At 41.8% G+C, this 22,839-nt stretch carries 17 protein-coding genes; 8 read left to right on the top strand and 9 right to left on the bottom strand.

Translation table 11 applies throughout. The annotated features are described in order from the left end of the window. Window positions 1-16: 16 nt before the first annotated feature. The 3 genes from L8106_RS09495 to L8106_RS09485 all read left to right on the top strand — a co-directional run bounded on the left by L8106_RS09495 (window position 17) and on the right by L8106_RS09485 (window position 3,956). Window positions 17-1,813 (top strand): fatty acyl-AMP ligase, encoded by a 1,797-nt coding sequence (locus tag L8106_RS09495; RefSeq protein WP_009784048.1) that lies wholly within the window; start codon window positions 17-19, stop codon window positions 1,811-1,813. Window positions 1,814-2,031: 218 nt separating this feature from the next. Beyond that, window positions 2,032-2,805, top strand: coding sequence for an aspartyl/asparaginyl beta-hydroxylase domain-containing protein (locus tag L8106_RS09490; RefSeq protein ID WP_232228455.1), 774 nt, complete (start codon window positions 2,032-2,034; stop codon window positions 2,803-2,805). Window positions 2,806-3,143: 338 nt separating this feature from the next. Continuing rightward, the gene (locus tag L8106_RS09485) at window positions 3,144-3,956 is read left to right on the top strand and encodes an aspartyl/asparaginyl beta-hydroxylase domain-containing protein (RefSeq protein ID WP_009784046.1); all 813 of its coding nucleotides are present in this window, start codon (window positions 3,144-3,146) and stop codon (window positions 3,954-3,956) included. 75 nt (window positions 3,957-4,031) lie between these two features. On the opposite strand, the gene L8106_RS09480 is transcribed toward L8106_RS09485, so the two are convergent. Then, a complete protein-coding gene (locus L8106_RS09480; protein ID WP_009784045.1) occupies window positions 4,032-5,042 on the bottom strand; it encodes a Rieske 2Fe-2S domain-containing protein in 1,011 nt (336 codons plus the stop codon). Between the two features lie 196 nt (window positions 5,043-5,238). Continuing rightward, window positions 5,239-6,438, bottom strand: a complete 1,200-nt coding sequence (locus tag L8106_RS09475; RefSeq protein WP_009784044.1) for an RNA-guided endonuclease TnpB family protein — start codon at window positions 6,436-6,438, stop codon at window positions 5,239-5,241. Window positions 6,439-6,649: 211 nt separating this feature from the next. On the opposite strand from L8106_RS09475, the gene L8106_RS09470 reads away from it, so the two are divergent. The 4 genes from L8106_RS09470 (at window position 6,650) to L8106_RS09455 (ending at window position 12,487) form a co-directional block, all read left to right on the top strand. Continuing rightward, window positions 6,650-8,416 carry a fatty acyl-AMP ligase gene (locus tag L8106_RS09470; protein WP_009784043.1) on the top strand — a complete coding sequence of 589 codons (1,767 nt, stop codon included), beginning with the start codon at window positions 6,650-6,652 and terminating at the stop codon, window positions 8,414-8,416. Between the two features lie 304 nt (window positions 8,417-8,720). Further along, a complete protein-coding gene (locus L8106_RS09465; protein ID WP_009784042.1) occupies window positions 8,721-9,197 on the top strand; it encodes an acyl carrier protein in 477 nt (158 codons plus the stop codon). Further along, complete coding sequence (locus L8106_RS09460) at window positions 9,197-10,519, top strand: aminotransferase class I/II-fold pyridoxal phosphate-dependent enzyme (protein WP_009784041.1); 1,323 nt, start codon at window positions 9,197-9,199, stop codon at window positions 10,517-10,519. The genes L8106_RS09465 and L8106_RS09460 overlap by 1 nt, the downstream gene beginning before the upstream one ends. 375 nt (window positions 10,520-10,894) lie before the next feature. After that, window positions 10,895-12,487, top strand: coding sequence for a B12-binding domain-containing radical SAM protein (locus tag L8106_RS09455; RefSeq protein ID WP_009784040.1), 1,593 nt, complete (start codon window positions 10,895-10,897; stop codon window positions 12,485-12,487). A 62-nt stretch (window positions 12,488-12,549) separates the two neighbouring features. Here L8106_RS09455 and L8106_RS09450 read toward each other — a convergent pair whose 3' ends face one another. From L8106_RS09450 to cobU, 3 genes are all read right to left on the bottom strand, one after another. Further along, window positions 12,550-13,515, bottom strand: coding sequence for an SMP-30/gluconolactonase/LRE family protein (locus tag L8106_RS09450; protein ID WP_009784039.1), 966 nt, complete (start codon window positions 13,513-13,515; stop codon window positions 12,550-12,552). A gap of 102 nt (window positions 13,516-13,617) precedes the next feature. Then, a complete protein-coding gene (selD, locus tag L8106_RS09445; protein ID WP_009784038.1) occupies window positions 13,618-15,873 on the bottom strand; it encodes a selenide, water dikinase SelD in 2,256 nt (751 codons plus the stop codon). A gap of 196 nt (window positions 15,874-16,069) precedes the next feature. Further along, the gene (cobU, locus tag L8106_RS09440; protein WP_009784037.1) at window positions 16,070-16,633 is read right to left on the bottom strand and encodes a bifunctional adenosylcobinamide kinase/adenosylcobinamide-phosphate guanylyltransferase; all 564 of its coding nucleotides are present in this window, start codon (window positions 16,631-16,633) and stop codon (window positions 16,070-16,072) included. A 368-nt stretch (window positions 16,634-17,001) separates the two neighbouring features. On the opposite strand from cobU, the gene dnaK reads away from it, so the two are divergent. Further along, complete coding sequence (gene dnaK, locus L8106_RS09435) at window positions 17,002-18,927, top strand: molecular chaperone DnaK (protein ID WP_009784036.1); 1,926 nt, start codon at window positions 17,002-17,004, stop codon at window positions 18,925-18,927. Between the two features lie 149 nt (window positions 18,928-19,076). On the opposite strand, the gene L8106_RS09430 is transcribed toward dnaK, so the two are convergent. From L8106_RS09430 to L8106_RS32895, 4 genes are all read right to left on the bottom strand, one after another. Further along, window positions 19,077-19,631, bottom strand: coding sequence for a hypothetical protein (locus L8106_RS09430; RefSeq protein ID WP_009784035.1), 555 nt, complete (start codon window positions 19,629-19,631; stop codon window positions 19,077-19,079). A 17-nt stretch (window positions 19,632-19,648) separates the two neighbouring features. Further along, window positions 19,649-20,854: an ImmA/IrrE family metallo-endopeptidase gene (locus tag L8106_RS09425; RefSeq protein ID WP_009784034.1), complete on the bottom strand. Its 1,206-nt coding sequence runs from the start codon at window positions 20,852-20,854 to the stop codon at window positions 19,649-19,651. Between the two features lie 10 nt (window positions 20,855-20,864). Continuing rightward, window positions 20,865-22,331, bottom strand: a complete 1,467-nt coding sequence (locus L8106_RS09420; protein ID WP_009784033.1) for a 7-cyano-7-deazaguanine synthase — start codon at window positions 22,329-22,331, stop codon at window positions 20,865-20,867. After that, the coding region (locus tag L8106_RS32895; RefSeq protein WP_009784032.1) for a hypothetical protein at window positions 22,328-22,839 on the bottom strand (512 nt) is incomplete at its 5' end. The genes L8106_RS09420 and L8106_RS32895, both read right to left, overlap by 4 nt.

Raw genomic sequence — 22,839 nt, 5'->3', positions numbered from 1 at the left:
GAGCAGAAAATCTAGTATGGATGGTCTACCCCAGTTGATGAATTACGATTTAACACTCGTTAGCCTGCTGCGTGACCGGGCGCAACACTTACCCCACCAAACGGCTTATACCTTCTTGCCCGATGGTGAAACGGAGTCGGGAAGCCTCACCTATCACCAACTCGATCAACAAGCTCAGAACATCGCCGCCTATCTCCAGTCTATCGGAAAACCCGGTTCTAAAGCGCTGGTGATCTATCCCTACACCGATGGACTTGAATTTATTGCGGCGTTTTTTGGGTGTCTCTATGCGGGCTTTGTCGCCGTGACCAACAACCCTCCCCATTCGGCGAAAGATCTCGTTAAAATTTTTGATCGTCTTCAGTCTTCTGAATCTATTGTCGTTTTAACCACCCAAGGGCTATTATCTCACCTCAAACAACAAAGCCGTCAATACCCAGAATTTGAACCTCTTTTTGATCAGTTTCCCTGCATTGCGACTGATACTTTATCCCCGTCAACCGCTTCTGACTGGGTTGAACCCCAACTGACTCCCGATAACTTAGCTTTTCTGCAATACACCTCTGGTTCTACGGGAACTCCAAAAGGTGTGATGGTGACTCATCGCCACGTTATGCACAATTCCGCCTTAATTTATCAAGGGTTTGAACATTCTTCTGACAGTCGCGGGGTGATGTGGTTGCCTTTATTCCATGATATGGGATTAATTGGTGGTGTTATTCAACCGCTTTATGGAGGATTTCCGGTAACATTGATGTCGCCTGTTTCCTTGATTCAAAAACCGATTAATTGGTTAAATGCAATCTCTCGCTATCACGCAACAACCAGTGGAGGGCCGAATTTTGCTTATGATTTATTGTGCCGTAAAATTCAACCTGAACAGTTAGAAAATCTGGATTTAAGTCATTGGGAAGTTGCCTTTTCTGGGGCTGAACCCGTTCGCGCCCATACGATAGAACTATTCTCTAAAATTTTTGCACCCTGCGGTTTTCGTCCGGAAGCGTTTTATCCTTGTTATGGAATGGCGGAAACGACGTTATTTATTACCGGAGGACGCCGGAGTGAACCGCCGATGATTAAATATATCGAAGCGAAACAATTAGAAGAAAATCGCGTTATCGAAGTGACTCCAGAACATCCTAATTCACGGGCGATTGTGGGCTGTGGTCAACCCAGTTTGGGTGATGAAGTGATGATTGTTAACCCTCAAAGTTTAACGGTTTGTAAAGATAGCGAAGTCGGTGAAATTTGGGTCAAAGGAACTGGAATTGGTTTAGGATATTGGAACCAACCGGAAGAAACAGAACAGATGTTTCGGGGTTTTGTTGGTGAAAAAGGGCCGTTTCTCCGCACGGGAGATTTAGGATTTCTCCAGAATGGGGAACTTTTTATTACGGGTCGCATCAAAGAAATGATGATTCTTTGGGGTCGAAATCGTTATCCGCAAGATCTTGAACAAACGTCTGAAAATAGTCATTCCGCTTTGAGGAAAGGTTGTGGGGCGGCGTTTTCTATTGAAGTGAATGATGAAGAATGTTTGGTGATTGCTTATGAGGTAGAACGGCGTTATTTAAGGTCGTTGAATGTTGAAGAAGTTGTTACAGCTATTCGGACAGCGATCGCCGAACAGCATACTGTAGAAGTTTATGGGATTGTGTTATTGAAAACGGCAAGTCTTCCCAAGACAACCAGTGGTAAAATTCAACGTCGAATCTGTCGTCAGCAATTTTTAAACGGAGAGTTAACGAGGGTGGGTGAATGGATGCAAAATACTCAACAAAGTAGTCTGCAAGATTTGGCAAATCGGATTTAATATTAAGGTGAAATATTTGGTTTTTCCCGAACGTTTAGATTCTTTAATAATTTCGGAGAAGAAAGATATTTTTTTATTAAATATTTCGCCAAAAGTTGATTAAAATGTTATCCTGATCAATAGAAATTATTGGTTTTTTTAGAATGAACTCTAACAATAACGAAGTGAATCACAACTCCAAAAAACAAACAGTTTGGCAAACAAATAGAAAAAAAATAATGGAGTTTCTGCTTTTGAAAGTCGGAGCAAATCTGCTGTGGAGTATTGAAAAACTAATCCCTAAATATTCTTTAATTGGCAGTAATCCCTTTTTTGAGCGAGAACAGTTTGACTGGGTGCCAGAGTTAGAAGAAAATTGGGAAGTCATTCGCGATGAAATGTATGAAGTTTTGAAATATCGGGACGATTTACCCTGTTTCCACGAAATTTTGCCCTATCAAAATGACCAAATTAGTGCCGATAACGATTGGAGAACCTATTTTCTGTATGGCTACGGGAATAAAATAGAAAAAAACTGTGAACGTTGTCCTGAAACTATCGCCGCTTTAGAAAAAATTCCCGGTGTAAAAACGGCATTCTTTTCTATCTTTTTACCTGGAAAACATCTTCCCGACCACCGGGGGCCGTACAAAGGTTTGACCCGGTGTTTGTTGGGGTTAAAAGTTCCCGAACCCAAAGAACTGTGTCGCATCCGAGTTGCTGATGAAATCCGCCATTGGGAAGAAGGAAAATGTATGTTGTTTGATGATTCTTTTCGCCATGAAGCGTGGAATGAAACGGATGAAACTCGGGTTGTCTTATTTATTGATTTTGTCAGACCTTTGCGTTTTCCTCTAAATATTGTCAATAAACTTTTAATTGAAGCGATTGCAATTTCTCCGCTGATTGCAGATGCTAAAGTTAATCAAAAATATTGGGATAAACGCTTAGAAGAAGTATTTACCCAAAAAGCAAAAGAAGAACAAGAACAGAACGTCTTATCCTCAAAATAGACTCAGTTTGGCTTAGATCATATTAGTTAATTATACCTAAACCTGGTTTCTTAAAGAGACTGGGTTTTTTTGTTGCTCTTTCTACAGGAGTCTATCTCATAATTGTAATGAGTTTAACTAAAGGCTGAGAACATCCAATCATGTCTTAAAACCCTGACTTTTCAGGAGTAATCAAGCCTCATACAACGATTACTCGGTAACTTTATAAAAACTTTATAAAAACTTTATAAAAACTAACTTATACAAATTTAAAACCTATGATAAGATACTTCTTGTGTGGTGGTCATGACTTAATTTATAAAACCTTAATTTAATTAGTGTGAGGAGACAGAAGATTAATGAAGCAGATCTCTTTATCTCTCTTGAAAGAGAGACTTAGATGGTTAATTGTGCATGGTATTGGTGCGAATCTACTTTGGAACTTTGAAAAAATCATTACGCGATATTCTTTGATTGGTGATCAACCCTTCTTTGAACGGGAACAGTTTGAGTGGGTGCCAAAACTAGAAGCGAATTGGACAGTGATTCGTCAAGAACTCGATGAAATCTTAAAATATCGAGATCACCTTCCCAATTTCCAAGATATTTCACCCGATCAAATCTATCGAACCAGTACAGATGATATGTGGAAAACGTATTTTCTGTATGGTTATGGAATGAAAGCAGAAAACAATTGCAAACTCTGCCCAGAAACAGCACGAGTATTAGAACAAATTCCGGGTTTAAAAACGGCTTTTTTCTCTATTTTACTTCCCGGAAAACATATTCCCGAACATCGTGGCACTTACAAAGGGTTTCTTCGCTGTTTATTGGGGGTAAAAATTCCTGAACCGCGAGAAAAGTGTCGTCTTCGGGTTGCTAATGAAGTGCGTCATTGGGAAGAAGGAAAGTGTATAATTTTTGACGATGCTTTTCCCCATGAAGCTTGGAATGAAACTGATGGAATACGAGTCGTTTTATTTATTGACTTTGTTAGACCTTTACGTTTTCCGCTTAATCTTGTCAATCAGTTCGTGATTAATATTATTGCCATGACTCCCTTTGTTCAAGATGCAAACCGCAATCAAAAATATTGGGATGAACGACTAGAAAAAGCGATTTCTCAGCCCGCCAAACAAAAGCAACCTGAGAAAGTTTTAACTTCTAAGTAAAATTCAAATAAAATTCAAATAAAATTTAAATTCTCTGAATCTTGTTGAATCAGGGAATTTTTTTGTTGAGTAACTTCAGGATTTAATCGCTAAATTTTGATCGGCAGTTTCAGACGAATAAAACTGACTCACCCAACGCAAACTCGGTTTAATCGGCCCATCTTCTTCAAATAAAATCGGATGAGTTGGAGAAATCCGGTGTTCTAAAATATCAATATCTTGCTTAAACGTTATTTCTACATCCTGCTTGACAAAAGCGGCGAGGATAAAATTCAAGGGAGGCGGAAGAACTTTTTTAACACAAGAAAAAATCTGAACATCTAAATAGTCTTCGTCAATCGGAGTTCCGGTAAAAATCGTAAACAGCCCAAACTGAATTAACCCTTTTGTCCAATAATAACTAACATCATATCCCGGCCCGTAATAAGTGGTGATCACCGAACCATCAGCTTCTCCGACTAACTTCCCAACTAACATCCCCGAGAGATTATATTTTTGAGTAATTCGATGGGTTAAAGTCGGGCCATCAATTTCAACTCCATCACTAATGGCATCATCAAACGTTTGACGGTGTAAACTAGAGAGATGGGAAACATCAACACTATTTTCTAAGTATTGAATCAGGTTTGTTTTGACTTTCCAACGTTGCACCGAACGTAGAGGAGTCCAATCTTGAGAATAGCATTCAGGAACTTTAGGAATTTCCCAGTCGGGTTCTTGAGCTTGATGGTGATAATACATGAAAATCAAGCCATTTAGTTCTCGCACAGGCCAGCTTTTAATTTGAGTTTGAGGCGATTTGTCCGTATAGGGAATTTTGACACAATCCCCCTGACAATTCCATTGCCAACCATGAAAAGGACAGCGAATTGTCTCTCCTTCCACCGTCCCTCCGTACCCCAGATGAGCGCCTAAATGGGGACAATGGGCGTCAAGTAAATGGGGAGTTCCGTCTTCAATGCGGAAAAGGACAAAATCTCGACCAAAGTAGCGTAAGGGTAACACACCTTTAGCTGGAAGTTCATCGCTGGTGGCAATCCGAAACCAGCTATTGGGGAAAGGGGAGAGTAAATGGCTTGAGTTCATTGGAGTTATCGCGCTAATAGCCCGACAGGAACAGGAATATGACACAAAAAGCTGTAATTGGGAGTAATCGGCGATTAGAACACAGTCGTTAAGTTACAGCATTGAGTTCCAGCATTCTAAATGTTTCCATTCGTTTCGACAACATTTCCGCTTGACAACTCCCGTCGCTGAAAGCGAGGGATTCTTCCTTCACAGTTTAACGCCTTGTAAAAGCAGTGCCTTTACTTGGTCTGACTCGAACTCCAGAAGCGGTAGCGAGATGCCCTCCCGCCAAGCCAGTCGATCTTCGACGGAGACCATCAAGACCGCACTGGCTCAAAAGTCGTAAACCTTCTTCTCTGATATTGATCGCGGCGTTTATGTCTCTGTCATGTTTTGTCTGACAATTCAAGCAAGTCCAATTTCTAATATCGAGAGGCAAACTACCTACTTGATTCAAGCAAACATGACAAGTTTTTGAACTGGGAAAGAATCTGTCTACTTCAATGTAGACTTTTCCTTCCCATTCCGTTTTGTATTTGAGCATGGTACAAAATTGTCCCCAACCTACATCGCTAATTGACTTGGCGAGTTTATGGTTTTTGACCATGTTTTTGACCGCTAGATTTTCCACAACTATGACTTGGTTTTCGTCAACTAATTTACGACTTAGCTTGTGTAGAAAATCTTCTCGACAACGAGTGATTTTAGCGTGAACCTTGGCAACTTTAATTCGAGCTTTGTTCCGGTTCTTGGAACCTTTAACCTTACGGCTCAGTTGCTTTTGTTTCTTGGCTAACTTAGTCTCATATTTCCGATAATACTTAGGATTACCATGCTTACTTCCATCAGAAGTAATGAAAAAATGCGATAACCCACAATCAATCCCGACTGCTTTTCCGCCAGCTTTGACCGTGGGTTTTTCTTTGCCATCGTCATGCAGACACGAGGCGTAAAATTGACCCGATGGAGTTAGTGAAACTGTTACTGATTTAATTGTCCCTTCTGGTAATCGAGAGACTTTACAGTAAATCTTCCCTAATTTCGGTAATTTTAAATAGTCACCTTGCAATTTAACCCTTTGAGGAAAACGAATTGACTGCTTGTTATGTTTCTTTTTAAAGTTGGGATATTTAGCCCGTTTCTCAAAGAAATTTAAAAATGCACTCGACAAATCTAGAGCGACTTGTTGCAAACACTGAGAGGGCGGTTCGCTTAACCACTCATGCTCTTTTTTTAAGCCGGGTAAAAGCTTGATGATGTCATTGCGACTCAAACCTTTACCCGTTTCTTTATAGGTTTGAGAAGTTAAGTTAAGGGCGTAGTTATAGAACCAACGAGCAGAACCCATTGACCGAATCAACTGGTCTTTCTGTTCATTCGTTGGATAGATTCGATACTTGTACGCCTTCAACATACTCCCTACCAAACTACTGCTGCTATGGTATCACATCCCTGGACTGCCATTCATCCCGTCACTAAATGTGAGGGTCTTCTGGCAGGTTAAGATAAAATGGATGATGGCTAGGGAGCCGACCCACTTGACAGTAGAAAGAACTGTCCAGAAAATACTGACGACGGTCGAGAAACTCTGTATCCTGGTTAAGTGAAAAAATTACGGCTTCTGAATGAATAGTTCAGATCATCCTGAAATCAACACTCTCATTGATCTCCTACGCAACCGAGCAACTCACGAGTCAGAGCAAGTCGGCTACAGATTTTTGCTAGACGGTGAGACTCTGGAAGTGAGTTTAACTTATCAAGCTTTAGATCAACAGTCTAGGGCGATCGCAGCTCATTTACAATCAATCTGTCAGCCGGGAGAACGGGCGTTACTGCTGTATCAACCGGGTTTAGACTACATTAGTGCTTTTTTTGGCTGTTTGTATGCTGGAGTAGTAGCAGTTCCGGCCTATCCGCCTCGACCCAACCGTTCACTAGAGCGAATTGAAGCGATATTAGCGGATGCCAAAGCAACAGTTGCCCTCACGAGTCAGTCTATTTTATCTCTGATTAACCGACAACTCGAACAAGTTCAGTCGCTTCAAAGTTTGCATTGGGTGGCGACAGATACCCTCGAAACGTTCGCTGACCACTGGCAAGAACCCGTTTTAACCTCGGATACCCTTGCCTTTTTGCAATATACTTCCGGTTCGACTGCAACGCCCAAAGGGGTCATGATTACTCATGGCAATTTATTACAAAATTTAGCAGCAATTCATCGCTGTTTTGGTCATTCTCCCCAAAGTCAAGGGGTGATTTGGTTGCCTCCCTATCACGATATGGGTTTAATTGGAGGCGTATTGCAACCCCTGTATGGAGGGTTCGGCGTGGTGTTGATGTCACCCTTGATGTTTTTACAACGTCCCTTGCGTTGGTTAGAAGCCATTTCTCGTTATCAGGCGACAACCAGTGGCGGCCCAAATTTTGCCTACGATTTGTGTGTGCGAAAGATTACTCCCGCACAGCGAGAAGGTTTAGATTTAAGCAGTTGGGAATTAGCGTTTAATGGGGCAGAACCCATCTACGACGAAGTAATTGAACGCTTTACAGAAGCGTTTGCCCCCTATGGGTTTCGACGAGAGGCATTTTACCCCTGTTATGGTCTTGCCGAAGCGACTTTAATTGTCAGTGGCGGGGAAAAGAACGCTCAACCTGTTTTAGCCACTGTACAAGCCACAGCCTTAGAACAAAATCAAGTCGTCTATGATGGTGTGACCCCCGAAAATCGTCGTATGGTGGTTGGATGTGGTCAAAGCCTCAAGGATCACAATATTGTGATTGTTGACCCTCAGACCTTAAAACTTTGTAAGGATCATCAAGTGGGAGAAATTTGGGTTTGTGGGCCAAGTATTGCCCAAGGATATTGGGGAAAAACAGAAGAAACAAAACAAAACTTTCAGGCGACGCTTGCCGAGTCATCACTCGGGCCTTTTTTACGAACGGGAGATTTAGGGTTTTTAGCAAACGGTGAATTATTTGTCACGGGGCGACTAAAAGATGTGATTATCATTAATGGTCGCAATTATTATCCGCAAGATCTCGAACGGAGTGTGGAACAAAGTCATTCTCTAGTACGACCCAATTGTTCAGCGAGCTTTTCAGTTGAGGTGAACGGAGAAGAACGCCTGGTGATTGTGGCAGAGGTTGAACGTCACTATCGGGAAAACCGTTGGGCAGACACTCCCTCGGATAATGGGGCAACACAGTCATCAAAAGTGAAAGCGGTTTACCAGTCAATCCGCCGAGCGGTGTCACAACACCATGATTTACAAGTGTATGCGATCGCACTACTCAAACCGGGCGGAATCCCCAAAACATCGAGTGGTAAAATTCAACGCCATGTCTGTCGAGCAAGTTTTCTCGCCCAAACTCTCAACACCATTGAAGAATAAGGGGTTAGTCCGTCTTTGTTAATTGCTATTTTTGACCATTGGGGAAATTTTATCCGGAAGATGATGCCAATTGAGCGGAAACATAAGCTATCTCAATTTTGCTTTTTGGCGAAATCTAGAGATTTCATCGTAAATCCTTCTACTTTTATGGCTGTCATGGCAAAATAACCATCATGTCTTGCCCAAATCGAAAATTAGAATTCAGCACGGATAAACACAGGGGACACACAGGGCGAGAAATTTCCCAGGGCTACCCCGTAAACTGGAGTGATGCTAAATTTTTAGCGTGATGGAGGAGTGAATCATGCAACTGTTGAACGAGTCATTGAATGGAAAAACGGCTCCAGAGCCAATGGGGATAACGCTCAATCCGCAATCTCCTGTGGACTCCCCTGTATTATCTCAGGATGCTCAGGCAATTCAAGTATGGTTGATCGCTCAATTGGCAGAACGACTGGGACTTGAACCGGATGAGATTGATCTCGACGAGGATTTTGCTAACTATGGTTTAAACTCGATTGAGGCTGTTAACCTGTCAGGGGATTTGGAAAATATACTGGGGCGAAGGTTGCCCCCTACGATTCTTTGGGATTATCCTAATGTGGCAACATTATCGGAGTATTTGGCAGAGGACACTTCACGCGATGCCAGCATTAACCCCTCTAGAGATCATATTCCTCCTGAAAAGGCACAGGAACTCCTAGAACGACTGGATCAAATGTCCGATCAAGAGGTGGATGATCTCTTAAACTCGATGTTGTCAGAAGAGGAAAGTCATTAATGACCCACACATCAGAACGAATTGCCCATCTTACATCGACTGAAAAGCGATCGCTGTTGGCTGAGTTATTGCGTCAGAAGGCGAAATTAGCAACCCCGTCTGAAATTCCTCTAGAATACTACCGTTTTGAACATTATCCGGAGTATCGCAAGCTCAAGCAGCAACAAGAGGAAATTGCCGCCCTGGGGATTAATAACCCGTTCTTTACGCCTCAAGAAGCGTTGAATAGCAATACGACGATTGTGGCGGGACGAGAACTGATCAACTATGCCACCTACAATTACGTCGGAATGTCGGGTGATCCGGTTGTTTCTCAAGCGGCTAAAGATGCGATTGATCATTATGGCACTTCGGTGTCTGCCAGTCGCTTGGTTTCGGGAGAAAAGCCTCTCCACCGAGAACTAGAACGGGCAATTGCCGATTTTATTGGGACTGAGGATAGTGTTGTTTTTGTTGGGGGTCATGCCACTAATGTGACAACGGTGGGTCATTTGTTTGGACAAAATGATCTGATTGTCCATGATTGTCTGAGCCACAATAGTCTTCTGCAAGGATGTTTGCTTTCCGGTGCGACGGCTGTTGCTTTTCCTCATAATGACTGGGAGGCTGCCCGTCGAGTCCTCAAAGAACGTCGCTATCGTTATAAACGGGTTTTGATTATCGTTGAGGGTGTTTATAGCACTGATGGCGATATCCCCAATTTGCCTGAATTTATCGAGATTAAAAAGCGTTATAAAGCTTTTTTGATGGTTGATGAGGCGCACTCTATTGGGGTGTTAGGCACTCAAGGCCGGGGAATTAGTGAATACTTCGGTATTGATGCGCGAGATGTTGATTTGTGGATGGGAACTCTCAGTAAGTCTTTTGCCAGTTGTGGGGGCTACATTGCAGGCGGGCAGGCTGTGGTTGAATATCTCAAGTATACGGCCCCCGGTTTTGTCTTTAGCGTGGGGATTTCTCCGCCCAATGCAGCCTCGGTATTAGCTGCGATTCAGGTATTGAAGGCTGAACCCCAACGAGTGACTCGACTGCAAGAACGCTCTCGGTTGTTCCTTGAGTTGGCGAAACAAAAAGGTCTGAACACGGGAACCAGCAAGGATTCTCCTGTGATTCCGATTATTGTGGGTGACTCTCTAAAGTCGGTACAGTTGTCCCAAAATTTATTTAAACGGGGAATCAATGTACCGTTTATGATTTATCCTTCTGTTCCCCATAACGGCGCTCGTCTTCGCTTTTTTATTACCTGCAATCACACCGAAGATCAAATTCGCTCAACGGTTGATATTCTCGCAGAAGAAGTGGAGAAAATGCACGAGCATTGAATGTAAAGATAGAGGTTAGTCATTCATTATGAAAAGCTAACCTCTTTGGACTGATTCACTCAATTCCTGTTATCATTTAAGAGCAGAGTTTTGTTATTCATTTCGGGAAAAATGTCCATCTTTTAATTCCACTAAACTGTTTCTCATGCTCTAATAAATCTTCAGGTAAGTAGAATGACGGCTGAGTGGAAACGATAATAAGCTTGAATTTAACTGGAGTCAAAGTTTTGAGAAACTCAAACTTGAACAACACACAATTTGTTCAGCCAAACTTCTGCACAAATCCCCGATAAAGTGGATCTTATCATACCTGCTCTTGTGCTTTATAGAGAGTTTTGGCGTTAACTGTTCATTACAACACGAAGTAGATTAATTATGAGAGCTTTACTTTTATATCCTCTTTTTCCACCCAGTTTTTGGTCATTTGAAAGAACGTTGGCTTTGATTAAACGCAAAGCATTATTACCCCCTTTGGGATTAATTACAGTTGCAGCAATTTTACCTCAAGAGTGGGAATTTAAACTCGTTGACCATAATGTTCGAGAGGTTACAGAAGCGGAGTGGGATTGGGCAGAAATTGTGATTCTGTCGGCGATGATTGTTCAAAAAGATGACTTGATTGCTCAAATCAAAGAAGCAAAACGACGCGGTAAACCTGTAGCCGTTGGTGGCCCTTATTCGACTTCTTTACCCCATGAAGTTCAAGAAGCGGGTGCTGATTACTTGGTTGTAGATGAAGGTGAAATTACCTTGCCCATGTTTGTCGAAGCCTTAGAACGAGGTGAAACCAGTGGGTTTTTCACCTCCAATGGTGAAAAGGCAGATATTACAAAAACTCCCATTCCTCGCTTTGATCTCCTCGAAAGAGGTGTTTATGAAACTATCGCCATTCAGTATTCTCGCGGTTGTCCTTTTGAATGTGAATTTTGCGATATTATTGTCCTCTATGGTCGCAAACCTCGCACAAAAACACCCGCTCAATTAATTGCTGAACTTGACCGTCTCAAAGAACTGGGCTTCCGACGGGCTGTTTTTCTGGTTGATGATAACTTCATTGGCAATAAACGCAACGTGAAACTGTTGCTAAAAGAATTAAAAGTTTGGATGCAGGAAAATGACTATCCTTTCCGTTTCTTTACTGAAGCTTCGGTCGATCTTGCCAATGATCAAGAATTAATGGAATTGATGGTTGAGGCGAATTTCTACTCGGTATTTATGGGTATTGAAACCCCCGATGAAGCGAGTTTGACCCTCACCAAGAAGTTTCAAAATACTCGCGACTCCCTGAGTGAATCTGTGGAGAAAATTTCACGAACAGGCTTGGATGTCATGGCCGGGTTTATTATTGGCTTTGATGGGGAAAAAACCGGAGCAGGCGATCGCATTGTTCAGTTTGTCGAGAAAACTGGAATTCCGATGGCAATGTTTAGTATGTTGCAAGCGCTTCCAAATACTGCTTTGTGGCATCGTTTAGAAAAGGAGGGACGCCTACTCAATGCCAGTGGAAATGTTAACCAAACGACATTAATGAACTTCGTTCCCACTCGTCCCATTGAAGAAATTGCCCGAGAATATGTAGATGGTTTTTGGTATCTTTATGATCCTCAAACCTATCTAGATCGGGTTCATCGTTACTTCCTGAAAGTGGGTAAACCTCGAAATCCGGTGACTCGCCGTAAACTAACAGATTGGGTGACATTAAAAGCGTTATTAACTGTCTGTTGGCGTCAAGGTGTCCTTCGCAAAACTCGTTGGACGTTTTGGATTTATTTAGTGGATATTCTCAGGAATAATCCTCTACTTTTTGACCGCTATATTTCTCTGTGTGGTCATTTAGAACATTTCTACTTCTATCGCCAAATTGTTCGCGATCAAATTGAAATCCAATTGGCTGAATATTTGAAAGAAAAAGCAGCACTAGAAGCTCAAGAAGCTCAAGAAAAAGAAGTCGAAGAAATTGTCGCTTAGTCCAGTTTATTAATGCTTATTATCCCTTGGTTCTCATATAGCCGAGGGATTTTTTGTATGATTCAATTTCCGGGTTTAACGCCTTCGACATTCAACCGTATTCGATACAAACCGCTACTTGCTGTAATATAAAGGGTTTTGTAGTCTGCATCTCCCCACGCTAAATTAGCGGCTGTTTCTGGCGTTTCAATGACGCCTAATTTCTCCCCCGTTGGTGAGAATACCCACACGCCACCTGGCCCGGTACTGTAAACATTTCCCAAACTATCAACTTTCATCCCATCAGGAACTCCTTTTTTATTAGGGTCTTTTTGAGTAGCAAAAATACGCCCATTACTTAACGTTCCATCGGGTTTAACATCAAATACGCGAATATGACCTTCCTGAGAATCATTCACATAAAGTTTCGTTTCATCGGGTGAAAAAGCAATCCCATTGGGGCGCACAAAATCATCAACCAGTAATGTTAACTCTCCATCCGATGCTAGTCGATAAACCCCATAAAATCCTAATTCTTCTTGGTCTGACTTAATTCCATAGGGCGGGTCTGTAAAATAAATACTTCCATCTGATTTTACCACTAAATCGTTTGGGCTGTTTAGTTTTTTGTCTTGATATTCACTAACTAAAGTAACAATTTCACCATCTTTTTGTGTGCGAGAAACTCGACGGTTTGAGTGTTCAGCCGTAATTAAACGGTTTTGTAAATCTAATGTATTTCCATTCGCATTTCCTGACGGTTGACGAAAAACTTGAACAGGTTCATTCGGTTTCCATTGATAAATTTTATTTTCAGGAATATCACTAAATAAAAGAAAACCTTCGGGATGCCAAACTGGGCCTTCTACAAATCGGAATCCCTCTGCTATTTTTTCTAAAGTCGAATTAGTCTCTAAAATTCCCTGGATTTGCTGAGATTGTTGATTTTGAGTCATCACAAATACGGATTTTTTAGCTGGAATACTTTCAAACAATACCGGGGTTAATAATAAAATGAAACTTGCAACTTTAACACTAAATTTATTCATATCGTAATTCTATATCAGTTTTATTACTCTCCTCTCCTTGTCTGAGAGGGGTTGGGGGTGAGGTCGAGAAAATTAGGATTAATCACCAATCACAGAGAAAAGTTAGAGTTGAATTGTAATAGGTAATTCTCCTGGAGTTTGAAGTTTCACCTGACCAATTATACAACTCTCTACATATCCTAAACGTTTGAGGTGATTTAAGCAAGAGTTAGCGTGTTCGAGAGGAATAGAAGCGAGTAAACCACCCGAAGTTTGAGGGTCAAACAATAAGGGATAAAGAGGATGTTGACTGGCTTGTTGTTGATTTTTAATCTTTTTTGAGAACTGATTATTTTCAGTATACAGCGAACTAAAAATACCATTCTGCGTGGTTTCTTTTGCACCTTTTAAAATAGGAATAGAATCTAAATTGAGTTCAACAGCAACACCAGAAGCCTGAATCATTTCGAGTAAATGTCCGATTAATCCAAATCCAGTAATATCAGTACAAGCGGTGATTTTATGCTGTTTTAAACAGTCTGCTGCGGCTTGGTTTGAGAGTAGCATTGACTCAATAGCAGTTTCTATCCAACGTCCTTTTGCTGTTAACTGCATATCCGCAGCAAATAAGGTTCCGGTACCAATTGCTTTAGTTAAAATCAGTGCTTGCTTCGGTTTCATTCCACCTTTTCGTAAGAGTTTATTCGGTATAGCAAATCCATTACAAGTTAAACCTAAAGCTAATGTTTCACCTTCTGTTGTATGTCCACCTATTAATGAAGCTGACACAGTATTTAATACCTTGTTTACTCCTGATAACAAATGAAAAAGCGTTTCTTCTTGTTTTGTCGAAATTGCGTAGGGAAGCGTCACAATAGCCAATGCACTTTGAGGAGTCGCCCCCATTGCAAATAGATCATTTAAACAATGATGAGTTGTAATTTTTCCAAATATAAATGGATCATCTAATATCGCTGAAAAATAGTCAACTGTTTGCACTATGACTTGTCCAGTTGGCACCTGAATAACTGCTGCATCTTCTGCGTCTTTGAGTCCGATTAATACATCTTCTCGTGTTTGAGTTTGAATCCGATTTAATCCGTTTTTTAAAACTGAACTTCCTACTTTTGAACCACAACCCGAACACCGCATTTTTGGAGTTTCAACTTGAATTTTTTCTTGTTGATCAGGTTTATCTGACATGGGTTTAAGGTTGGTGAATTGATCCATGAATTGGCGATCAATGCGATCTTTCCACCACCATAAAAAAGCATAAGGCCCTAATCCAATTATACCGCGAGATGCGATTGCTTTTTCATTTCCAGTCCCAATTAAAATGAGAAATTGTTTTTGTGGAGTAAACGGTTTTAGCGGTTTTTCTAATAACGCCCGTTGCAAATTTTCAAACAACGGTTGACCTTGACGAACGGCAAAAACTCCTGCTTTGGGGCGGGGATGATTAACCATTGTCGCGACATCTCCGGCTGCAAAAATATGGGGATGAGATAGCGATCGCAATGTATCATCAACTTGAATAAATCCTTGTTTATCGGTTAATAATCCGGCTTGTTTTAACCAGGGGGATGCAGAAGCTTGAGTCACCCAAAATAGGCGATCACATTTTACTTTAAGTCCAGAATCACAACTGATAATTTTCTCCTCGACCTCTGCTTCAACTGCATTTACCGTTTGTTCTAAATGGAGGTTTACACCTCGATTTTTGAGAATCTGTTCAACTTTTTTACCGACCCATTGACTGCGTTCAGGTAATAGTTTTTCACCGCGTTGAAAGAGATGTAATTCTAGTTTATTATTGGATGAATTCGTGCTAGAATAGATTTGAGATAAACATCCTTGAATTGAAAAAATTAGTTCTACACCGCCTGCGCCCCCGCCAACAACTGCAATTCGCATTTTTTTGTTAGGGTTTTGAATGACAGTATTTTTAACCGTATTCCAATAGTCAATAAACTTAGAAATCGGTTTAACTGGAATGGAGTGTTTAGTCGCACCGGGAACAGACAAAGTAGCGGGTGTACTGCCAATATCAATTGATAAAATATCAAAAGAAATCGGGGGATGATTTTCACAAATAACCTGATTTTTTTCTAAGTCTAAACCTATTGCCCGATCTAAGATCATTCTGGCTTGAGAAAATTGAGTTAACGGACGTAGATCAATATGACATTCATCAAAGTTATACAAACCTGCAACATATCCCGGTAACATTCCAGAATAGGGAGTATGAGACACATCTGTAATTAGAGTTAAACGGACTCCTGCGATGGGTTTCATGCCAAACTTTTTCAAAACAATAGCATGGCTATGTCCGCCGCCAATGAGAACTAAATCTTTGAGAATTGGTGTAGAAGATTTCATAGTTTGTTGTTAATGTTTTAAACTATTCGTTTCATTATTTTTAACTCAATCTTGGGAATTTTATTTAGCCGGGGAAGTTGATTATCCTATTCAGTAAACAAGAACAAATCTGTATTTTTGTACAGATTAAACTGAGTTTCAACTTCAGCGAGGGAGGTGAATACTTCTAGAAGGCTTTGAGTTTGAGTGATCAGATTTACAACTCTAGCGGTGAACCCAACTGACTTAAGTTTAAAACATGACCTGCGGTGACTAAATAAACTGGATTAGCAATTGCCCCAATCTTTCGAGTTAATATTCCTAAACGATCCCGAAATAGACGACCCATCGGATAAGCAGGAACGACACCCCATCCGGTTTCTTCTGCCACAAAAATTATTTGTCCTGACGTTTTTTTGAGAGTTGTCATTAACCCCTCTAGTATTTTTTGCCAGTCTTGATGATCTTGTTCTAAAATATTGGCTAACCACGTCCCTAAAGAATCTACTAAAATGCAGGTATTGGGCTGAGAAATCTGTTGTAACGTTGCGGCTAACTCAACGGTCACTTCAAGAGTTTTCCATTCCGGCGGACGACGACGTTGATGTTTTTGAATGCGATTTTGCCATTCTGTATCTGTAGAATCTAGGCGAGAAGTAGCAATATAAATCACAGACTGACCCGAGTTTTGGGCTAACGTTTCTGCCCACTCACTTTTACCCGAACGTGCAGGGCCAGTGACCAAAATCAATCGAAATAACGGTGTTAATGAGTCAATCATAGAAGTTCAGGAGTTCATAAGTTAGGAAAAAACGGGTCACTGAAAAAATTGACGGCAAATACAACCATAAGATACGGTTTGCCACAAGGCCGAATAAAATTCCACTGTTTACAGTAGTAGATACACAATCATACAAACACAAACCCATGTGAGTCTGACCGTTCGTCGAGGTTCGGTAAACCCACCTTCAAGAAAAGGACTAACCGCCCACAGTATAGAAATATGCAATCTATCTTAAAAACTGTATTCAAACCGGACTCGCGACTCAATCGAATCAGCAGGTATAACTTGCAGTGAGTCAAGCACCCACAATAATAGGGCGGTAACAGTATCAGATTCTATGTAGTCATTGGAGATAAATAACCCTTATGGGAAAAGTAGTTGGAATTGACCTCGGAACCACAAACTCTTGTGTCGCTGTAATGGAAGGGGGTAAACCCACTGTAATTGCGAATGCTGAAGGTTTACGCACGACACCCTCTGTTGTGGCTTATGCTAAAAACGGAGATCAACTGGTTGGACAAATCGCCAAGCGTCAAGCCGTGATGAACCCCGACAACACCTTCTATTCGGTGAAGCGGTTTATTGGACGCAAACACGAGGAAGTTACAAACGAAACCACAGAAGTTTCCTACAAAGTTATCCGCGATAACAGTAGTAACGTTAAACTCGATTGTCCTGCCCGTGAAAAGCAGTTTGCCCCTGAAGAAATTTCTGCACAAGTTCTGCGTAAACTGGTTGAAGATGCCAGTAAGTATCTCGGCCAAACCGTTACAGAAGCCGTCATTACCGTTCCAGCATATTTTAACGACTCTCAGCGTCAAGCCACCAAAGACGCAGGTAAAATTGCAGGTATTGAAGTTAAGCGGATTATCAACGAACCGACGGCGGCATCTCTGGCCTATGGTTTAGACAAGAAAAGCAATGAAACCATTTTAGTTTTTGACCTTGGGGGCGGTACTTTTGACGTCTCTATCCTGGAAGTCGGTGATGGCGTTTTTGAAGTATTAGCAACTTCTGGAGACACTCACTTAGGTGGGGATGACTTCGATAAACAAATCGTAGACTACCTGGCTGAACAGTTCATGCGGGATGAAGGAATTGACCTCCGCAAAGATAAGCAAGCCTTACAACGCTTGACAGAAGCGGCAGAAAAAGCCAAAAAAGAACTGTCTAGCCTGACTCAAACTGACATTAACCTGCCTTTTATTACCGCCACTCCAGACGGCCCCAAACACCTTGACACGATGTTGACTAGAGGGAAGTTTGAGGAAATTTGCGCGGATTTAATTGATCGTTGTCGCATCCCTGTGGAGAATTCTCTGCGTGATGCTAAGTTGAACAAGTCTAATATTGATGAAATCGTATTAGTTGGGGGTTCGACTCGAATTACAGCCGTTCAAGAATTGGTCAAACGGATACTGGGTAAAGACCCTAACCAATCTGTTAACCCTGATGAAGTGGTGGCGATGGGCGCTGCAATTCAAGCGGGTGTACTCGCAGGTGAAGTTAAAGATATTCTGTTGCTGGACGTTTCGCCGTTGTCTCTGGGTGTGGAAACCCTCGGTGGCGTAATGACCAAGATTATTCCCCGCAACACGACTATCCCCACCAAGAAGTCAGAAGTCTTCTCAACTGCGGTTGATGGTCAAACAAACGTTGAAATTCACGTTCTTCAAGGGGAACGAGAAATGTCCAACGACAACAAGAGTTTGGGAACTTTCCGTCTAGATGGTATTCCTCCGGCGCCGCGCGGTGTTCCTCAAATTGAGGTAACATTTGATATTGATGCCAACGGTATTCTCAACGTTACCGCCAAAGATAAAGGAACAGGTAAAGAACAGTCAATTAGTATTACTGGGGCTTCGACTTTACCCGATACTGAAGTTGAACGGATGGTTCGAGAAGCCGAACAAAATGCTTCAACTGACAAAGATCGTCGGGAAAAAATTGACCGCAAAAACCAAGCTGATTCCTTATCTTATCAAGCTGAGAAACAAATTAGCGAACTGGGAGACAAGGTTCCCGCTGATGAGAAAACCAAGATTGAAGGGATGATTAAGGATTTAAGAGAAGCGATTTCTCAAGAAGATGATGAGAAAATCCAAACCTTAACTACCGATTTACAACAGGCGCTTTATACTCTCAGCAGTAACCTCTATCAACAAGCAGGTGGGGCTGAGGGCGCACCCGGCGAAGGCGCACCTGGCCCTGAAACTGGAGATTCGGCTTCATCAAGTAGCAGTAGTTCTTCCGAGGATGTGATTGATGCTGACTTCACCGAAACGAAGTAAGTAACTATCGATTAAATTGATTACACTGAGGGTGTGTTAGATGTCTAACGCACCTTTTTCTTTTCTATTAATTACCCCCCTCTTTTTAATTGAAACGGGTTGGGGGAGAGGTTCAATTTTTCGATAATCATGTTTTTATGAATGAGTTTTTATGAGATATTTATCGCGGTTTCCCACCAACTGTGCAACGGGTGGCTTTTATGAGGTACATATCGCCCTTCAACTCGTATCACTTCCAACACCTCTCGCAATTCCAAAGAATCAAGATTTGCTGCCTCTGACCAGTATTTAATTAAGTCTAAAGTTGATAGAATTTCTAGAGAGAGTTCTTCACTTTTTATAAATGAAATCGCCCGTCTATCATCGGTGGCGATCGCCCATCCTCTCGAAACAGCGATCGCACAACTTGCCGCCTCACCATCATCTATCTGAAAAGCATAATTAACAAATAATTCTGCCTCCTCTTCTGATTCAAAATCTACAACTTTCAGTAACTCCTGTGCGATCGCAATCTCTAAGACATTCATCTCTTGGTTATCATTATTCTTTTGCTTTTGAAGTTTTTGGAGTTCTTTTTCCTGTACAACTAGAGTTACATAAAATTGAGCGTTTATTGCCAGCAAGATTTCTAGAAAATGATCAGAAGCATAAAAGTTTAAAATGCAGCAAGCATCAAGAATAATGGGGGAATTAGGGATTTTCATAATTTAATCAAACTCCCTCATTCCTGTAGTTGCCGCAAATCAATATCAGTTGTTTCCTCCGTCATTCCGCTTGAATATTCCCGCAATTTCTCAGCAATACGACGAGCAAGTAGGCGATCAACATCCAGAAAATCGGCAAAACGTCCTTCAGTAATCAAGGCTTGATCGAATGCTTCAATCGCCAAATGCTGATAATGAATGGGAGCCATATCAATGCGTTTGGGAATTTCTTCTAAACCTAGTTCCTGTTGAACTTTCCGTACTTTTAATCCTCGATCGCGTAACCGCTCCCAAGTTCCTGATGGTAAAAGTTCCATCTCCTCTAACCGATAAACAAGTGCTTGCACAGATACACCATAATAATGGGCTAAAGTAAATAAATTAGTGGGAGTAAACTTACCCTGTTGTACACTGTACACATCATTATACCGCTTCAATAATCCACTTGTTGGCATGAGGAAATATTTAGCAAAAGCTTCCGCAAGTTGTTCACTTTCTGGCATTCTTTTGTACTGACTAATTTCAAGATCAATGACAGCCTTATATCGATGAGCGAGAAAGTGAAGATATCCATGAGCCAAAGACCAACGACACCTTTCTTCGGGGTGATTTGCATTGATTGCCATGCACCCCCCAAGTTGTTCGTTATAAATGTAAATCTCTGAATATTTGGCAGGCATTTTCAGGTAGAAAATACGAAGCCCTACCCCCTGTTCAAAGATATCTCGGAGCAGAGGAATCGGCCCATCACCAAGTCCAAGTCGTTGTCGTTCTGCGATCGCAATACTCTCTGCCGCAGGTTCAATCGGCATATTTTTGACTTCGTAATCTTGAGGATAATTTCGCGGAAGTGGCGCCTGCATTATCTCCTCTAATTCTAAGTAATTTCGGCACAATTCCTCTAGCCGTTGAATAACAGGTGTAATTTGTGCTTCTTCGGCTTGACTGGACTGAAGTCTGCGAAACTGCACTTCAAAAGGTTGCACCACCGGCCGAGGTCGAACGAAATCGCTCACCGACCGTCCATAGGCACGGGCAAGTTTAATTAATTCAGTAGCTTTTAGGCGACGTCTTCCCTTCTCAATTGCAACCATAGTGGTGCGTGCAGCATCAATCACCTTGGCCGCATCTGCTTGAGTCATGCCGCATTTCTCACGCGCTTGTTGAAGCAGTTCTCCCAATTTTCGAGGATCAATATTGTCAAGAACGTTGTTGGCAGTCATTGTTTTACCCTCAAGCGTGTGTAGCCTCGGTCAAACATCTGTCTAATGTCTGTTGGTTGCTACTTTTATTCAAAATACCAGTGGTAATTTGAGATTCTGCAATATCCCATTCGGTAATATACCTTTGATAAAGGTCGATTAAACGGCTCCGCATCTCAGCAGGTGAGAGATTTTCTACTCCTGCACTGCGATCAACAATATCATCTAAGATTGGAAATTCACGGGTTAAAGCTTCCCACTGAAGATCGATTTTGTTGGAGCTAGTTAGTAGAGCGCGGAACGTCTCAACCTGGGCGAGCATATTGAGTAGATGCTTGCTTGGGTCACTGGCTGGGGGATCTCCGTGAGGTACGAGATAACGAGTCTTGTCTTCTATTTTTGAAGCCGCAAGTGCCTGTTTTCTTAAAATACAAGAAGAACAGTATCCACACTGCGTGGGTTGTTGAGACTTTCTATGTCGGCTATCGCATGACTGAGTGATTGCTACTAGATCATTTTCCTGGTTTTCTGCTAATGCCCTACAAATTTGGGCTTTTGTCAAGAAAAGGAAAGGATTGTACACTCGAAAATTCTCTCCTAAAAGCTCTGAAACGACATCACTCACCATCAGTAAAGTAAGCGGATGAACAGAGCGAGAGTGATCCAATCCCACAGCAGATGCACGATATGGAAGGTTAATCGCACCAATTCCATTTTCGTATACAGAAAGAGTTCGCTGACCCATTAAATAAGCGCAAGCAGCACCAAGCAATGTAAATACAACTCCTCGCGCACGAGTAATTTTGTTTTTTCTGAGTAGTTTACTGTTTAAAAAATTGATGGGAACTCGGCAAAGATACAGATGAGTAGGGAAGGATTTTATAATCGCTTGAAATACTTTTTCCTGACGAGCATAAACGCTTTTACTGCTTCCAGTTCCGAACAGCATAAATGGGACTGTATGACTGGTTTGGAGTCGGGTATAAAGACCTGCAAGAGCATCAAGACCCCCACTCCATAATGCTACTTCGCATCCTTCAGGAACAGTTGGTAGTAAAATGCTTTGCTGTTCAACGCTTAGTTCTGATACTGTTCGTTTTTGGAAGTCGAAAACCCATTTACTCCCAGTTGCCCATCTAAGCAGATCTTGGAGCTTTGTATAAAAGGGTTCGGTACTGAGTAATTCTGGGTGACGTACTGGAAGCACAATATTCAGGTGGCGTAGCTTTTTATTTAGATCGTGGAATGCAAGGCGATCTGAAACATGGATAGCAACGGCGAGGTCAACAATATCAGCGATAATGCTTGGAAACTCTGCCCGAACTCGGTACTGAAAGTCCTGATCATCAACACCAAAACTTACAGTTAAGATCTTGTTTTCACAGTGATCAATGAACTCCACAGATCCATTACTGTTTAACACAGGTTTAAAGTTCAGGGTATAGTTGTTGCGATCGCTCTTATCTGACTTCGGGGTTCTAGAAGGGGCGTAATTCATGTTAGATCCTCATTAAGGTCTATCTCTTTCACTTTTTGGCGTCGGGGTCGTCGTAAGTTTGCTACATCCCCTTGTTCAGTCGCTTTCTTCGCGCATTTGTCTATCCCCGCAAACACATCAGAACGCATTGCCTCGACCCGTTCCATAACAATTGCGTTGTCAACACCAGCATGATGCTCAGAAGTCAATGGAATGCGCTGCTCAAATCTTGACCTGTACATTTCCTGGATATACCGCCCCACAATGACTTCCGACAAGTTGCTAGTATCTCTTACTTGACCGTAACGAAAATCATGGAGGACATCCTTACTAGCTTTAAGAACAAGCTCCTTCAAGTAATGTGGACATTCGGCTTGTCTTGCTATCTGATCTAACTGTTGACTTAAAACACCCCAACTCTGGGAGCCATTATCCATTGCTTGTTTTAACTGTTCTCCAATGCGTTTGGCAAGTACAACGGGAGCGGCACCTTTTTTCTTGAGATCCCGGATGATCGCACCCATTAAAG

This window comes from Lyngbya sp. PCC 8106 (assembly GCF_000169095.1).
Taxonomy (GTDB): domain Bacteria; phylum Cyanobacteriota; class Cyanobacteriia; order Cyanobacteriales; family Microcoleaceae; genus Capilliphycus.
Note: the sequence above shows the minus strand (reverse complement) of the source record. Positions and strands in the feature narration are given on the sequence as shown.

Excerpts from the sequence above, each read along its gene's own strand:
- L8106_RS09470 (WP_009784043.1), top strand. The coding sequence starts at position 6,650 with ATGAATAGTTCAGATCATCCTGAAATCAACACTCTCATTGATCTCCTA.
- L8106_RS09430 (WP_009784035.1), bottom strand. The coding sequence starts at position 19,631 with ATGAAAATCCCTAATTCCCCCATTATTCTTGATGCTTGCTGCATTTTA.
- L8106_RS09480 (WP_009784045.1), bottom strand. The coding sequence starts at position 5,042 with ATGAACTCAAGCCATTTACTCTCCCCTTTCCCCAATAGCTGGTTTCGG.
- L8106_RS09450 (WP_009784039.1), bottom strand. The coding sequence starts at position 13,515 with ATGAATAAATTTAGTGTTAAAGTTGCAAGTTTCATTTTATTATTAACC.
- L8106_RS09465 (WP_009784042.1), top strand. The coding sequence starts at position 8,721 with ATGCAACTGTTGAACGAGTCATTGAATGGAAAAACGGCTCCAGAGCCA.
- cobU (WP_009784037.1), bottom strand. The coding sequence starts at position 16,633 with ATGATTGACTCATTAACACCGTTATTTCGATTGATTTTGGTCACTGGC.
- L8106_RS09455 (WP_009784040.1), top strand. The coding sequence starts at position 10,895 with ATGAGAGCTTTACTTTTATATCCTCTTTTTCCACCCAGTTTTTGGTCA.
- L8106_RS09490 (WP_232228455.1), top strand. The coding sequence starts at position 2,032 with ATGGAGTTTCTGCTTTTGAAAGTCGGAGCAAATCTGCTGTGGAGTATT.
- L8106_RS09475 (WP_009784044.1), bottom strand. The coding sequence starts at position 6,438 with ATGTTGAAGGCGTACAAGTATCGAATCTATCCAACGAATGAACAGAAA.
- L8106_RS09495 (WP_009784048.1), top strand. The coding sequence starts at position 17 with ATGGATGGTCTACCCCAGTTGATGAATTACGATTTAACACTCGTTAGC.
- dnaK (WP_009784036.1), top strand. The coding sequence starts at position 17,002 with ATGGGAAAAGTAGTTGGAATTGACCTCGGAACCACAAACTCTTGTGTC.
- L8106_RS09425 (WP_009784034.1), bottom strand. The coding sequence starts at position 20,854 with ATGACTGCCAACAACGTTCTTGACAATATTGATCCTCGAAAATTGGGA.
- L8106_RS09420 (WP_009784033.1), bottom strand. The coding sequence starts at position 22,331 with ATGAATTACGCCCCTTCTAGAACCCCGAAGTCAGATAAGAGCGATCGC.
- L8106_RS09460 (WP_009784041.1), top strand. The coding sequence starts at position 9,197 with ATGACCCACACATCAGAACGAATTGCCCATCTTACATCGACTGAAAAG.
- L8106_RS09485 (WP_009784046.1), top strand. The coding sequence starts at position 3,144 with ATGAAGCAGATCTCTTTATCTCTCTTGAAAGAGAGACTTAGATGGTTA.
- selD (WP_009784038.1), bottom strand. The coding sequence starts at position 15,873 with ATGAAATCTTCTACACCAATTCTCAAAGATTTAGTTCTCATTGGCGGC.